A 16008-nucleotide genomic window follows, 5' to 3' on the forward strand; every position below is an offset into this window, starting at 1 on the left:
CTAACCACCGATTCAGGGTTCTGGCTTCTGTTGGTACTCATAACCAACTCCTCTCTGATATGCCAAATCTACAAAACTACGTCTTAACTTCAAGCCATTCCTGTCCACTTTAGGCTGAAACGACACAATGGAAACATCAGGTTGGCGTAGCAACTGGTGGCAAAGGACATGCTCAAATAGATGCTCCTACATTGTGTGACTATCTTGACCTGATAGAAAATCATTTTAACGGAAATGCCATCAATCAGGTTATAGTTTATCAGCCGCCGGTTTCCGTTTTATGCGATGACAAGCTGATAGTCCTCAAAAGCCTGCTAAACCTTAAAGGCTCGGTAGATATGATTGATCGGGCAAAACAGCAACTTATGGCATTGCTTCTGAACGTAGCCAGTGGAAAGCTCAGTCAGATGGAAATCATCATCGGCGACGGTGCCACCGTATCGAAGGCAATTACCTATTGTGACGATGTGATCGATGACCCCGCGGGTGATCATGAAACGGCAAAAACAATCTGCGATGAGATTAACAACAACCGTCAGGTAGCCGCAGGGCTTATTCCTCCGTCAACCGTCAATATTGCATACAGGCTGTTAGGGAGGCCGGTAACTTACCGGTTGTCGCAGAACTATCCTAATCCATTCAATCCGACCACCGAAATCAGCTTCAGTCTTCCCGATGCGGCGGTTGTAAAACTTGAAGTCTTCAACATCATCGGTCAGAGGGTTACTGTGCTTGTCGACGAACACCTTGAGGCCGGGTTACACCATATCCAATGGGATGGCAGCAACATCGCCAGTGGTACTTACCTCTACCGTCTGAAGGCCGGAGAGTTTACTGAAACGAAGAAGATGCTGTTACTTAAATAAACAAGAACGCGGTAACTGCGATTAAAAAAAGGATGCATCATGGATGATGCATCCTTCTATTTTGAATATCTGTCGCCCGCGGTCAATTTATGTTCTGTCAGGTCTTGGACGCCGAAGGCGGGTGTGACCTGACGGTTTTACATCCATCGGGTCATCGCTTCGCTAAGGATCCGACAGAACCAAAAAATAGGTGATGCGTAATTTCGGGAGGATACCGGCCTAATTCTGTGATTCTTTGACCAAATCGGAGTAGCGAGTGATAATCTTTTCGACGCTGTTTTCCGATTCAGCTTCGGCAATAATCCTGAACGCCGCTTTTTGCCTGTCTGGAACGACCAGAACCGAACCGCCGTTTTCCATGATCCGGACGCCGTCAATCAATTGTCTTTCTTTATCCTTGGTGATATTTATAAGCGTCCGCATGACCTGGCCTTTCTTGCTCCACGGGCACGGTATCGAAACGATTTTGCGCACGTATGAAGTAAATCGATGGCGCAATTCCTCGATTGTCGTATCGGCGTTGGCCAGCATTTCGAGCAAAGCGATAGTGGCGTACATCGCGTCGGCCCCGATTTGGAAACGCGGGAATATAAATCCGCCCAGGGTTCCGCCGACAAAATCGGCTCCGCCCCGGATGTGGGCATTCATCATTGCCAGATGATCGTTTCTAACCCGGGTAACTTCCACGCCGTACTCGCGGGCCAACCCTTCGACCCCCATCGACGCCGCAACCGGTACCGCGATACGCCGCGATTTGTGGCTGCGAAGATACAAATCGGTCACGAGCAGAAGAAGCAGTTGCGAGCCGACTTCGTCTCCCTGACCGTCGATGACAATCATCTTTTCCGCGGAGGGGTTTATCATGACTCCCAAATCGGCCGACAATGACGTCACGATCGTTGATAGCTGCTTGATTTTATCCTGCAATTCGTGCAAATGGTCCGCGGCGCGCAAAGGATTGGGATAAGCGTTAAGGCTCAGGGCATCGATCCCGAGGGATGATGTGATGGCTGGAAAAAACTGACCGGCCGACCCGTATGAATAATCGATAACGATCTTGAAATCACGGCGGCGCACGGTTTCGCCGTCAATCATCCGCAAAAACGCGTCGCTATAATTCTTGAACAACCCCTCCTGTTCCTCAAGATGACCGGTATTGGCCAGAGAGGCTCGGGGGAAGTCTTCATTGGTAAACGAGCGTGCGATCTTTTTGGTTATTGAGGTTGGCAGATCGAGTCCGGAATCGTCGAGGAAAATTATATCAACCACGTTATAGTTGTCCGGGTTGTGGCGCAGATAAATCCCCGCTCCGTAATTTCCGTTTTTTAACGTATGACGCAATACCGGCGATGGCAAAATCTCGAGATCATCAACATCCACACCGGTTGCCATCAGGCCGCAAATAATTGAGCGTTTCAAAAGTCGCGTCGCGTCCGAAGCGTCGCGGCTGGCGACAATTCTCTGCTTGTTTCCCAATGAAGCTCCAAATGCCGCGCCCAGCTTGACCGCCATTTCGGGCGTTACTTCAGTAAGCCCCAGACCCGAAACTTTGGAATCGGTAAACAATTCCCGGTTCCACTTTTCACCCCAGACAATCGAAGAAGAAACAACGGCGCCGTCATCGATAATCTTGCCCGGCCAGATTTTGCAATTGGCCCGAATTGTCGCCTCAGCTCCGACCTGACAATCATCTGATACAACTGCTCGGTCGAGGATCGAAGCCCCGCGGTCTATCTGCACCTGTTTAGTAATAATAGCGCTGGAAATCGATACCAGAGGCGCGACCACTGTTTTTGACCAAATAGTTGTACCGGAAATTTTGGTTTCTTCGCCGATCGTTGTATGAGAACCTATTATCGAATTGGCGACATGAGCGCCTTCACCAATCCGGCAATTATCACCTATAAAAACGGTTCCGGAGAAAGTAACCGAATCGGCGATATCAACATTATCGCCCAGATAGACCCGGCTTCCGTTTTTCTCTATTACCTCGCCCGGATTTGAAATGGCGACATTTCCCTCAAGAATATCATGCTGAGCGTAAGTATATTCATCGATATTTCCGATATCCCGCCAATATCCTTTGGATATTTTCCCCAGCAGGTTCATATTCTGCTGGAGCATGACGGGAAAGAGATTTTGCGAAAAATCAAAATTGGTTCGGGGCGGAATTAATTGGATAATCTCGGGCTCGAGAATATAAATTCCGGTATTTACCGTATCGGAAAACATTTCGCCCCAGGATGGTTTTTCCAAAAAGCGGGTGATACGGCTATTTTCATCGGTAATAACAATACCGTAGGCAAGAGGGTTTTCGAGCCTTGTCAGCAAAATACTGGCGTCGCCTTTATTATCCTTATGAAATTGGAAAGCCGCACTTAAATCAAAATCGGTTAGCACATCACCCGAAATAATCAGCGTTGTATCGTCACAAAAATCGGCGGCATAGCGAACCGCTCCGGCGGTGCCGTAATCCTGATCGGGCAACATGTAATCCATCTTGACGCCAAACTTGCTTCCGTCCCGGAAATAATCTCGGATAACTTCGGATTGGAAAAATATCAGCGACATGATATCGTCAAATCCATGCTTCCTGAGCAAATTGACGACATGTTCCATCATGGGCCGATTTCCAATCGGCACCATAGGTTTGGGGATATTGATTGTTAGCGGCCTTAACCGGGTCCCAAAACCTCCGGCCATAATAATCGCTTTCACGATTTGTGCTCCCTGTCTGTGCTTGTTTAATTAGCGGCCGATTTTTTCGGCCAGCACTTCAGTTATAACAGAAAAATTATTAAATGGCAAGAATTCAATTTTATGTTCGCGGCAATATTCGGCGAGATAATCTTTGGCAAAAATAATATCGGCTTCGTCAAGCGCGCAAACATCAGACCTGCCGTCGCCAATATATACGGCCCTGCTATATTGTTGACGAAGATTTCTGATATGATACCCTTTACAATTAGCGCATCCGCCACAACTCTTATCATAATAGGGAAATGTAAACTTCAGTCGCCCATTAATCAGTCGGGCGGAATTGGCGAAGACTTCCAAACCATCCAGTTTATACTTTTGAAGCAATCGATAAATATATATATCAAGACCGTCTGAAAGTAGATATAGAGGCATTTCTTTGTGACGCATGTACTCGACAAAATCAATAAATGTTGGGTCGATTTCAAAACTGTCAATGAATTCAAATAATTCCGTTTCGGTGATTTTTCGCATAGCCGCCGCCTCCTGAAGCAAACACTCCCGAGAATCGATTTCGTTTAGTTTCCAGTGGCGGACGGCTTCTTCCGATTTGCCCTCGGAAAAATGATGAAAGAGGCGATTGCCTACATCGCGAGTCGATATCGTTCCGTCAAAATCAGAGAACACTGTTATTTTATTGATTTTCGCATTTTTCACTATGTAGTTCTCGAAATTATACGAGATTTATTTACTTTAAAAATCAAAGGCGGCTCAGGCCGCCTTTGATTTTACAGCATTGTCTGATAAATAATTTCGATTATTTCTTAGGTTTTTCTGTTCTGACGATGGTTTTTATGATAACATCTTCCAGGGGCGCATCTCGGAAACTCCTCTTGGTTCCGGTCTTGACCATCTTAATTTTGTCAACGATATCCATCCCGTCAATAACCTGACCAAACACGGCATAGCAGGCCCCATCAAGATTGAAATTATCTTTAACATTGATATAAAAATGGGTCGTGGCCGAATTGAGATCGTTGGTTCGCCCCATCGCGATTGTGCCGCGTGCGTTTTTTAATCCATTTTTACATTCATTCTCAATCGGCTTACCCCCTGGTTTTTGTTCCATATCCGAAGTAACCCCGCCGGCCTGAATCATAAAGTTAGAGATTATCCGATGAAAGATCGTATTGTCATAAAAGTTCTTATCTACATAGTTCAGGAAATTAGCGACCGAAAGGGGCGCTTTTTCCCGATTCAGCTCAACGACAACATTGCCCATACTGGTCTCGATCCGAATATACTCCAATGGATTTTCCTTGGCCACAGGTGCCTCCTTCTTGTCTCCCTTGGTACCGCCCTCCTGAGCGAATACAGGCATGGATAATACCATAATGATGATGAAAAATCCCAAAACCTTCTTTGAAACATCTGAAAACATAAATTACCCTTTCTGTCCTGGCGTTTACAATTACGCAAAATTAATAAAACTTTCATCAGAAGCAAGGCCTAAATCGGCGAAGTTCAAATCTCCATGTGAACATCCTCCGATAATATGGCCTCATATTTATCTATATCAAGCAGTAGTTCTGCGGCCAATCTTATATCAATCCGTCCGGGGACGATAACGTGGTGATAGGTTTCGTCAGGACCGCTTTTCCATTCTGTTACGATGCGGCGCAGATGAAATTCAACAAGATCCTCGTATCGACCAAATGAATTCCGATCTGCGTTCACCGATAACTCCCTGAGATTTCCGATCTTTTTTTCAATAGGTGACGCCGGTGATTCAAAAGATAGATAACTCAAAATGGTTTCGATGCCGGTGGTTGTTCCAGAGACATATTGAGAGTCGTAAACGTCCGCAAAATGTTCAAGCATAGAAATGACGGTATCGGGGTATCTGAAATTCGACGGATACTGAGACAATTCCGGCCAGTTTTCCAATATGAAATCATAGAGGAAAAACGTGGATGTAATATATTGGTTAAACTTCCGTTCGACATTTTGTTTTAACGCGATATCAGGCGCCAATCCTGAAAACGATAGTTCCGAATCAGGGGGGTTGAGATAGCGGCCGTCCGCGAAATAATAGCGGGATATGGTCAATCTCAAGGCATCACCATTTTGTAAATTATAATGGGCTTGTACCAATCCCTTCCCGTAAGTGGTATCTCCGACTATAATTCCGCGCCCAGCTCCTCGGATTGCGCCGGTAAATATTTCTGCTGAAGAAGCCGTGTTTATGTCCGTTAGTATTACTATTGGCTTATCGGTAAGTTTTCTCCGAAGCGAACGATAAGAATTACAGGCCCATTTCGATTGGCTATCGGTACCGACAATAAGTTGATTAGGGTCGAGAAATATATCAGCGGCAGAAACCGCCTCTTCCAGAAATCCTCCCGGATTGCCGGTTACGTCTATGATATATCCAATGACATTTTCGTCTTCGAGTTCATTCACACAATTTTCGATCTCGGCCGAAGTCCCGGCTTCAAAATCAGAGATTTTCAAATAGCCGATGTTATCCTCAGTGACGCCATAATAGGGGATATGCTTCAGTTTAACTATTTCACGAATTATTTCAAGGTCAACCTCTTCACCCGATCGCAGCTTCAATAAGGTGAGACTTAGATTTGTTCCGACCGCCCCGCGCATCAGATTGCCAGCCTCCTGAGGGCTCATATTAAAGAACTTCTGATTATTAATCGCTCTTATTCTATCCCCCCTTTCTATTCCAGCGCGTTCGGCAGGGCCATCCTCAATTACGGACATCACCAAAATAAACGAATCTTTTGGGGCGGCAATCATGCCGATCCCCCCATATTTGCCCGAAGACTCTTCAATCAAAAGATTGTATTGATCCGACCTGATCCGATTTGTAAAGGGATCCAGCGTTTCCAGCATCGCGTCCTGGGCGGCCTTTAATGCCTGCGCCCGCGAATAAGGCAGCGGATATTGGGAAGCGATCATTGAAGCGGTGAAGCTAAATGTTATCGTCTCTTTTAAAAGCGGGTCTCGTAAAAGGTAAATTCCCCCAAAAAACAATATGATAAATATCATGAGGGACGAAACTAATCCGACTATGATGGCTTTTTTATCAGGCATTTATGTTCTGGGCGCCTATTTTTTTTAATACCCGCGATAGAATTTGTGCGAAGATAGTTTCGATATCATCGCGACCGTCGAGCAAGATAACCCTTTTCTTATTAGATATATCACGAAATCCTTTGCGGACGCGATTGAAAAAAACTCTTTTTTCCTTCTCCAATCGATCCGGTTTGCCATTCCTGCGCTTTAATGAAGTTTCATAATCAACATCGAGTATAAAAGTCATATCCGGATTACGGTCAAAACTGGCCGATTTATTTAACTTCTCAATCAGATTAAGATCCAGTTTTCTACCGTAACCCTGATAGGCCGTAGTTGAGTCAAAAAAGCGGTCGCAGATGACTATCTGATTTTTATTCAGGGCGGGAATAATTATCTTTTCAGTCAGATTGGCACGAGCAGCCTGATATAAAAACAACTCACCCAGGGCATTTAACTCAATGCGGCGATCAAGCAATACTTTCCTGATTTTTTCCGATACCGGAGTGCCGCCCGGTTCACGGATAAAAACTACGGGGAAGCCTGATTTTTTTAACGCCCCAAAAAGCTTTTTGGCCTGGGTTGACTTGCCGCACCCATCAATCCCCTCAAATGTGATAAAAAGTCCCTTGCGTTTTTTCATATCTCAAAAAAATTATAAAAAAAGGCGGCTGTAAATCAGCCGCCTTTAAGATAAGAAAATATTTATGCTAATGCCTTAACTTTTTTACGACCGTTGGGAACTTTCTTCTTAGTCGTTTTCTTTGCGGTCCCGGCTTTCAACGTAATTTTACGCGAAGATTTTTCGTTTGATGATTTCTGTCCGTACTTGCGGATAAATTCCTCAACCATCTCACGCGCTTCATCATCAGTGTATTGTACCGGAGGCGATTTTTTGAAATATGCCGACGGCGCCAAAAGAGCTCCCTTGAGACCGTTATCAAGACCCAGCTTGCAGCAGCGCACAGCGTCAATAACCACGCCCGCCGAATTAGGGCTGTCCCAGACTTCCATTTTAAATTCGATGTTAAGAGGTACATTACCAAATGTCGTACCCTCCATACGAATATAAGCCCATTTTCTATCATCCAGCCATTCGACATAATCAGACGGGCCAATATGAATATTCCTGGAGCCGATATCATAATCAAGCTGACTGGTTACCGCGTTGGTCTTGGAAATTTTCTTGGATTCCAAACGCTCACGCTCAAGCATATTCAAAAAGTCAGTATTACCGCCGACATTGAGCTGGCTGGTTCGCTCAAGCTTAACACCGCGATCCTGAAAAAGACGGGTCAGAATACGATGAGTAATAGTCGCTCCAACCTGCGATTTGATATCATCTCCGATTACCGGCAAGTCTTTTTCCTCAAAACGCTTCTGCCAATATCGTTCCCGAGCGATAAAGACCGGGATGCAATTTACGAAGCCGCATCCGGCTTCAAGAATCTGCTCCACATACCATTTGGTGGCGTGTTCGGAGCCGACCGGCAAATAGCTGACAACCACATCGGTTTTAGTATCCTTCAAAAGCTTGACAATGTCCGCCGTATCACCGGGAGCTTTCTGGATAATCTGGCTGAGATATTTCCCCAGACCGTCGTGAGTCATGCCGCGCTGAACTTTGATGCCCATTTTGGGGACATCACAAAATTTATAGGTATTATTCGGCTTGGTATAAATCGCTTCCGACAAATCCTTGCCGACTTTGTTAACGTCGATATCAATCGCCGCCGAAAACTCAACATCCGAAATATGATAACCGCCCAGATTGACATGCATCAATCCCGGGACAAAATCGTTAACCTTGGCTTTTTGATAGAAGTGCACTCCCTGCACAAATGATGAGGCGCAATTACCCACACCAATAATAGCGACTCGTACTTTCTTACTGCCCATTTATAGACTCCTTTATACTCTAAAGTTATTTGCTAAACCCTCAAACTTGCGTCGAGAATATACAAACATTCGCATAACAGTGCAAATTTTTTATATATAAATATTAATTGTATGTACAATCATAACAGCATATTTTAAGCACTATGGTAGTCAATTCAAACAGGCAATTCATCCCATTTCGCCAAATATGAATTCATGTAATGCTATATATAGTTGTATCTTATGAAATTTCGTAACGAACATCCTGCCAATTAGACTCATGAATAACATTTCAATTGACAATATCATTGTATATACATATATATTGCGATATGGAACAGTATATTGAAAACAAACTAATTGAAGGACTAAATAAACTTTGGTCGGCTAAGCAAACAGCTCTCAGAAAATTACTTAAGCAGGCTGATAAAGAGCATCATCTCGGCGTTAATACTCCTGAGCAATTCGCTATCCTTAGCCGCCTGGCATCGATTGGTTATGGTGTCGCGGTCAAAGAAATCGCTCGGGAAACATTGCTTCCCCATGCTAACATTACCCGGACTCTGGACCGGATGGCCGCCCGGGGCCTGATTCACCGCACGATGGACAAAACCGATAAACGGCGGATAATTATCAAGCTGACGCTGGAGGGGAAAAAGGCAGCCCGTCATATAAAAGAGATAAATCAACAACTCATTGGCATCCTCTGGGGAAATCTCAGTGAAGATGAAAGAGCGTTACTGTTAACGCTATTATCAAAAATAGCCTAATGGCAGGCAATTGACCCGAGCTTAACAAATGACGAAAATTCTATTGCAATATTATTGATATCTCAACGCATCCGAGGGGTTTGATCGCGCCGCTTTATAAACGTGATAGCCCGAGGTTAGCAACGCTATTAATAGTATCAGGAATCCTCCTGAAGCAAAAGTCCCGATTCCAAAGTCAGTTCTGATGACATAATCCTGCATAAACGAATCGAGTAACAAATATGCCAGAGGGCATGCAATCAGATTGGCGATGATTATAAGACCCACGAATTCTTTTGCCAGTATATTAACAATCGCCGACATTGTCGCTCCGAGCACTTTTCGAATCGCGAATTCCTTGGTTTTATGCCCGACCGTGTATAACATCAGTCCAAACACTCCCAGGGCCGCGATACCAATGGAGATTATTGAGAGAATTCCCATTAGCGCGATAATATCGTTAAACTCAGAATATACCGATTTGATATTATCATCATGAAATGAATATGTAAACGGACGGTCCCCGAATACCTTTTGCCAGGTTTCGTTTATTGAAGTGATTGAGCCGCTGATATTGTCCGCCGGCAATCTGACGCACAGAACCCGGCAGCTATCCGGGTTGAGAGTTATAACCGATTTAGAGCGGTAGGTATAATCAATCGGCGCGCCTTGAAAATCTTTTACGACTCCAATAACCTCAAATTCGGCAGAATCGGTATATAAGCGATAGCCAATTGCGTTACCCAGCCCCAATTCATCTTTCATCTTTTGATTAATGAGTACTGAATGGCCGATATCGTCCGGTCTATCCTCCGAAAAGCCTCGCCCCTCAATTACTTCAATTCCGTACATTGAGAGAAAATCATAATCGACAGTATATCTCTTTGTAATTATCTGATGCTCTTCAAGACGTTCCGGGGCGGTATAAAACCGATATGACCAGGTTCTCGTGCCAAGAACTCCACCGCTTCGGGCGACGGCCAGGACGTCGTTTTGAGCCAGGATTTCATTTTTGGCAAGGGCGCAATCTTCCGCGGTATCATCTTCGCCGTTAAAACGGAGGATCATGACGTTTTCTTTATCGAAACCAAGTTCCATATTGCTCACGAAATTTGCCTGATTGTAATATCCGACTGTGAGAGTTATAAAGAATATGGCCAGCGTGAATTGGAAGACGACCAATGATTTTCTCAAAAATGACCTTGAAGGCCCGGTTCTGATATCGTCTTTTAATATAGATATAGGTTTGAACCTTGAAAGATAAAGAGCCGGATAAAAACCCGCCAATATCCCCACAATGATAATAAGCGCTACGAGCAACATGACGTTGCCGGCATCTCTGTATAGATTGGCGAATTCAAAATAATTGGGATTAAGCGAATAGAAAAACTCCTGAAAATATTCATACAAAACAATTCCGAAGATCATGGCCGCGGTTGTAATGAGCATCGATTCGCCCAGAAACTGCGCTACCAATCGATATCGAGCAGCTCCGAATGTTTTGCGAACACCCACTTCTTTCATGCGGTCGGCGGCTCGCGCCGTTGAGAGGCTGATAAAATTGACAATTGCCTGAACCAAAATAAATAATCCGATACATACCATTATTATGGCCATGTCATATTCACCGCCCGGATATAACTCACCTCGATTTCCCGAATAATAAGTGTTAAAGTAAATGTCTTTTAGGGGTATCAGGGAGAAAGTAAATCGCTGGGCTATCTCTTTTGGAACATTATTGGAAAAAACGCTTTGTATCTCGCCTTTGATGTATTCCGGATCGGCGTTTTCCTTAAGCAAAAGGTAAGTCAAATCCGACTGCCCCTGAGTCCAGGTTGTCAAGTGTTCTCTCGATGTTTCAAGAGTGGAATAAGAAGCTATAAAATCACAATGCAATTGCGTGTTCCAGGGCAAATCCTCAAGGATACCGGTAATTTGTAGTTCAAATTCTTTATTGAGAGTAATCGTTTTGCCAATGGGGTTTTGATCCGGGAAATATGCCTTAGCAATAGAATCAGTGATAAGGACTGAATTGGGATTTGCCAGGGATGTTTCGGGGTCCCCAATTTTGATCGGAACAGTAAAAACATCAAAAAACTCCGGGCGCGCGAAGATCAGATTCCCGGCTTGATATGTCTCATTATTGATTTTTAGAGAAATTTCCCGACCATGCCTAAATACGGCAGCCTGTTCAATACCGATATTTTCCTCAAGAAGCGCTTCGCCCAGAGGAGCCATAACCCGGGCACTGGCCCAAACAGTATCGGCATTTTGATACCGCATCTCAACTCGATATATGCGATCATGATTTTGATGACCATCTTCCCAACTTAGCTCGCTGACCATGTATGACATTGAAATCAGACTGAGTCCCAGCCCCAAAGCAAGCCCGACGATCGAAATGTATGTATAAACTCGATGTCGAAGTAGTGTTCTGATAGCAATCTTGAGATAACTTTTTAGCATTTAATACTCCCGTTAGAGCAAATTAATAATACATATCGACGCCTTTTTATACGAAGGGTTCGACAGAAGAGATTTTAGAAAATGAAAGCAATAATTATGCCAAGTGGTTAAGATGGTGGTGTTCTGTATGTTATAAATATGTGGCACAAAATATATGTTCGATATCGCAAAATAACTGTCCGATATCGCACACCCAAATAAAAATGTAATTTTATTTGGGATTGTCACAGATAAGCAAATCAATAAATAATCTACATCATACGGCTTTGGCCGATTCCCAGAATTTTCAGGCAATGGGGGCAGAAATAGATAATGTTTTTACCTTCAATCCAGGGGATTCCTTTGGATTTGGTATAAAGCTCAGTGGTCTCTTTTTCGCAGAAGGGGCATTTGGGTAGAAGGTCTTCCCGTGCCGTTAAATTGATTTTTATTTCAGCCATGACTGATCCGCCTCTGGGTTAATTTTCCAATATTTTTTATCCGTTCTTAATTTATATACCGCTTCGTTACAGGAATATTCAATCTAAAAATGGGTTTGTTTCCTCAGATTAACGTTTTTGGTCATATCAAACCGGTGTTGATTACGACAGGTGAACGCCTGTTTTTTTTCTTTTCCCCTATAGAGAGGGATGCCCGAAGGGCTGGGTGTGTTCTCCATCATTGCGAACGAAGTGAGCGCGTCAATCTGTGGTTTGAGAGTTATCCACAATCGCATTTCTGAAAAATCCTCATATATAAATGTGTCTGTGTGAGTTACAACGAATTGGGTTCGTTTTATCCTTTTTAGTACTTTCGTAAAAGACTTCTTTGCCATTGATCGCAAACACTCAACCATAAACCATTCCATTCAATAATGCGATTGTTTTCAGTAATTGCGGTAGATTGGTTGGAAAAATGTGGATGTTCAATGCTGGACACGATCCGAAAATAAATTCGTCTATTTTTGAGGTTCCGTCAGTTCTTGGCCCGACGCAGGAGGGGTGTGAACTGACGGTTTTGGTGGCACGTCACAATTTTGCTTCACAAAATCGCTACTTGCTGTGTATCAAGAACTTACGATTCGAAGTGTTTCCCTATTCCTTAGGCTGAAGATCATTTCAAGACTTTTTCAACAATCCCTGAAGATGTGGGGCACCGGCACCGATCTTTTCGATGATACGGTAATGCCCCAACATCGTGCCTTTGGTCAGGGTGATGTGGCTCTTTGTCTTGTCGTCGTCATGTTCCATTCGTTATCTCATGAACCGCCTTTCAGCCGCGCCAGACGGGCGCGGGCGTCTTCGACTTCTTCAATGCCCGGGTCGGCGTTTTTCCAGATATCGAGGAAAGTTTCGTATTGTTCTATCGCCCGGGCGTCCCATCCGGATTCTTCGTAGGCCAGACCCAGGTAATAATAAATCTTTACCGCCATGGTAATCACACCGACTCGCCCGACATCAAATCTGTTAATGGTTTTTTCAAGCTGGGTCACAGATTCGCCCAACCTGCCCGACATCAGGTATGCTCTACCGAGCATATAATGCACCTGGAAGTGTGTCACATCTTTTGCCGCCTTTTCATAACAGACAACGGATTGTTCATAATTGCCTTTGGCAAATTCAATATGACCAACGGCATACCAATATGCCCATATTGTCGATGAATCATTTTTTTCGATATCTTTCTTAAAAATCTCAGCCTCTTTTTGTGCTTTCGCAAAATCTTTATCCCATGAAAGCGGTAAGATATACTCGTGTCGAAAATAAATCCAGTCATCGGGATGGGCATCGGAATAATCTTTTATGGCTCTTTCAGCTTCCTTCAGCGCCATTTTCCATTCTTTTCTCGCCTCATATATATTGGCTTTAATAAATCGAAGATCCGCTCCGGCATAATCACCCTGTTCTATTCTATCCGCCGCCATGGCATCATCTAATAATTTCAGGGCTTCGGTGAATTTCCCCTGATAAATGGGAATATAAGATAAGAGCATTCTTCCAAGTGAACGTCGGAATGCGTTACTATCAGAACAAAGCTGGCGGTAAAAAATTTCAGCCTTGTCATACTCTTTATTGAAAAGATACAGATATCCTAATTTAAGCCGAGACGCGTAAAAATCCGGTTTTATTTCCAATGCCTTTTCGTATGATTCAATGGCCTGTTCTAACTTGCCGTTATAGGCATAAAGGTCAGCGCGAGTATCATATGGATTGGCTTCGTCGGGATCCGCGACTTCTATATATTTATTGATAGCCCAAATTGCGCTGTCATATTTGTACTGGGAATTATATATATAGGCAAGTCGATTATATACTGGACCGAATAATGGATCAAGCTGTATTACTTCCCAATAATGACTTTTTGCCTTTTCAGTATCCCGTTTATTTTCATTGTAGTAATCCCCCAATATACTTTTAGCTATTTTTTCCTCCGGATATTTCTCAATTATTTCAGTAAGGTATTTTATGTAGTTTTCATAATCAGGGTAATCTTCCCTATAATAAGCGTCAAAGGCTTTGATGTACAGCTTTTCCAGCGAGGACGCTTTACCTGAATAAAGGTTCATCTTATATAAAATTGTATCTCTTTCATCTCCTTCCGTGTGGATTAATAATGCCAAATATGCCATAGCAAATGTTGAGTCATAAGTGAGCGCTTTTCTATAGCACTCTTCAGCATCATCACTGTAGAGTTTTTGTTGATATTCCATGCCCTCTAATAAGTAACGATATGCTTCTACGGAGCTGGTTGTCAATTCTGAAATTTCGGGATCTTCTTCAGATAACGCCTGGGCAGGCAGCGATAGGTCGTTTTTTATTTCGACGGTTAGTTTATCCACCAATGGGAATATTCTATCGCCAGGTTGACCTTCTATTCGTTGGGAAGCGATGGCATCACCTGATTCAACATCAATTATCTGGGCAGTCAGAATTATTTCCGGCTCCATATTTAGGATGCTGCCCAATAGCATAGATTTTGCGTTAGCCTTCTTTGCAACTTGTGTGGCTATGTTTCTACTGATATTCTTTTCACCTTCATGTCCAAGTTGCTTGAGAATATCATACAGACGCTGGCTGGATACTACTTGAACATATTCTGATTCGGAAAGGTCGGTTATTAACAGGTTAGCAGTTATCTCGCCAAGCTTCAGGCTATCCTCCGGGTCGGCCAGATTATCAAAGTACATTATGGCCAGTCTATTTTCCTGGGCTATGGCTTCCTGTCGTGGGCTGATTTCAAATTTCCACGGTTTAAAAATGAGAATGGCCACGGCGATAATAACTATAAGAACTGGAATGAGAAATTTATTATATCTTTTCGTTGCCGATATGGCTGGTTTTGATATTTGATTGGGATCTGTTTCTTTCAATATTTGCTTTAAATCCGATATGACACCGGCTGCTGTTTGATAGCGAGTCTCGATATCTTTGTCCAAAAGTTTTGAGACAATTCGTTGAAGTTCACCGGATACGCCGCTTTTGAATCTTGATAACGGTTCAGGAGTGTCATTCAAAACAGCATTCATGGTTGCAGCTTCTGTGTCACCTTTGAACGGTAATCGTCCGGCAATCATCTCATACAGTATAACTCCAAAAGAAAACAGGTCGGAACGTTGGTCAACCTTGTCGACTTGTATCTGTTCGGGTGACATGTAACCGATTGTGCCGAGGGTTGATCCGGTCTGAGTAAGTTGTTCACCGCCTGCAATGGCAACTAAACCAAAATCAGCCAGCTTGGGACGACCGTTTTTATCAAGAATGATATTGGACGGTTTTATATCGCGATGGACAATATCAGCTCCATGAGCTTCCTGCAGACCTTCACATATTTGAAGAGACAATTTAATAATATCATCAAATCCCAACTTCTGATCTTTTATCAGGTCTCGAAGCGAATCCCCTTCAATATGTTCCATCGCAAAGAACGGTCGCCCCTTATATTCGGAAACCTCATATATGGTAACTATATTGGGATGCTTCAGCTTTGCGGCCGCCTGAGCTTCACGGGTAAATCTTGCTTTGGCATCTTCGTTCTGAGAGAGGTGTGACGGCAGGAATTTGAGGGCGACTTTCCGGTTTAGCTTGGTATCTTCGACCAGATAGACCTCGCCCATCCCCCCGGCACCGATTTTCTCGACCATCCGGTAGTGCGACACCATCATCCCCTTACTCAGGATGATGTGCGATTGTGTCTTGTCGTCCTGTTCTGAATTCTCTGTCATGTACTGCTCATTCTAATCATCTATCGCTGCATCCCAATACTGTCATTCGAACAGTTCTCGC

Annotated in this window: 12 protein-coding genes; 2 read left to right on the forward strand and 10 right to left on the reverse strand. The window is 43.8% G+C overall.

Annotated elements, in window-relative coordinates; translation table 11 throughout:
• Window positions 1-191: 191 nt before the first annotated feature.
• Window positions 192-866 (forward strand): T9SS type A sorting domain-containing protein, encoded by a 675-nt coding sequence (locus V3V99_09955; protein MEE9442974.1) that lies wholly within the window; start codon window positions 192-194, stop codon window positions 864-866.
• Between the two features lie 219 nt (window positions 867-1085).
• On the opposite strand, the gene V3V99_09960 is transcribed toward V3V99_09955, so the two are convergent.
• The 6 genes from V3V99_09960 to V3V99_09985 all read right to left on the reverse strand — a co-directional run bounded on the left by V3V99_09960 (window position 1086) and on the right by V3V99_09985 (window position 8552).
• Window positions 1086-3584 carry a sugar phosphate nucleotidyltransferase gene (locus V3V99_09960; GenBank protein MEE9442975.1) on the reverse strand — a complete coding sequence of 833 codons (2499 nt, stop codon included), beginning with the start codon at window positions 3582-3584 and terminating at the stop codon, window positions 1086-1088.
• A gap of 30 nt (window positions 3585-3614) precedes the next feature.
• A complete protein-coding gene (locus tag V3V99_09965) occupies window positions 3615-4280 on the reverse strand; it encodes an MtnX-like HAD-IB family phosphatase (GenBank protein ID MEE9442976.1) in 666 nt (221 codons plus the stop codon).
• A 100-nt stretch (window positions 4281-4380) separates the two neighbouring features.
• On the reverse strand, window positions 4381-5004 hold the full coding sequence (locus V3V99_09970; protein ID MEE9442977.1) for a peptidylprolyl isomerase: 624 nt from the start codon (window positions 5002-5004) through the stop codon (window positions 4381-4383).
• 83 nt (window positions 5005-5087) lie between these two features.
• Window positions 5088-6671, reverse strand: a complete 1584-nt coding sequence (locus tag V3V99_09975; GenBank protein MEE9442978.1) for a S41 family peptidase — start codon at window positions 6669-6671, stop codon at window positions 5088-5090.
• Complete coding sequence (gene tmk / locus V3V99_09980) at window positions 6664-7296, reverse strand: dTMP kinase (protein ID MEE9442979.1); 633 nt, start codon at window positions 7294-7296, stop codon at window positions 6664-6666. The genes V3V99_09975 and tmk overlap by 8 nt, the downstream gene beginning before the upstream one ends.
• 62 nt (window positions 7297-7358) lie before the next feature.
• Window positions 7359-8552, reverse strand: coding sequence for an inositol-3-phosphate synthase (locus V3V99_09985; protein ID MEE9442980.1), 1194 nt, complete (start codon window positions 8550-8552; stop codon window positions 7359-7361).
• A 311-nt stretch (window positions 8553-8863) separates the two neighbouring features.
• Between V3V99_09985 and V3V99_09990 the strand changes: the two genes are divergently transcribed.
• Window positions 8864-9301 carry a MarR family transcriptional regulator gene (locus V3V99_09990; protein ID MEE9442981.1) on the forward strand — a complete coding sequence of 146 codons (438 nt, stop codon included), beginning with the start codon at window positions 8864-8866 and terminating at the stop codon, window positions 9299-9301.
• Between the two features lie 51 nt (window positions 9302-9352).
• Here V3V99_09990 and V3V99_09995 read toward each other — a convergent pair whose 3' ends face one another.
• The 4 genes from V3V99_09995 to V3V99_10010 all read right to left on the reverse strand — a co-directional run bounded on the left by V3V99_09995 (window position 9353) and on the right by V3V99_10010 (window position 15947).
• Window positions 9353-11746: an ABC transporter permease gene (locus tag V3V99_09995; protein ID MEE9442982.1), complete on the reverse strand. Its 2394-nt coding sequence runs from the start codon at window positions 11744-11746 to the stop codon at window positions 9353-9355.
• Window positions 11747-11997: 251 nt separating this feature from the next.
• On the reverse strand, window positions 11998-12186 hold the full coding sequence (locus tag V3V99_10000; protein ID MEE9442983.1) for a hypothetical protein: 189 nt from the start codon (window positions 12184-12186) through the stop codon (window positions 11998-12000).
• Window positions 12187-12843: 657 nt separating this feature from the next.
• Complete coding sequence (locus tag V3V99_10005; protein MEE9442984.1) at window positions 12844-12975, reverse strand: hypothetical protein; 132 nt, start codon at window positions 12973-12975, stop codon at window positions 12844-12846.
• Between the two features lie 8 nt (window positions 12976-12983).
• Complete coding sequence (locus tag V3V99_10010) at window positions 12984-15947, reverse strand: FlgO family outer membrane protein (protein ID MEE9442985.1); 2964 nt, start codon at window positions 15945-15947, stop codon at window positions 12984-12986.
• Between the last annotated feature and the right edge of the window lie 61 nt (window positions 15948-16008).

Source organism: Candidatus Zixiibacteriota bacterium, assembly GCA_036480375.1.
In the GTDB taxonomy this organism is placed as follows: Bacteria; Zixibacteria; MSB-5A5; order GN15; family JAAZOE01; genus JAZGGI01.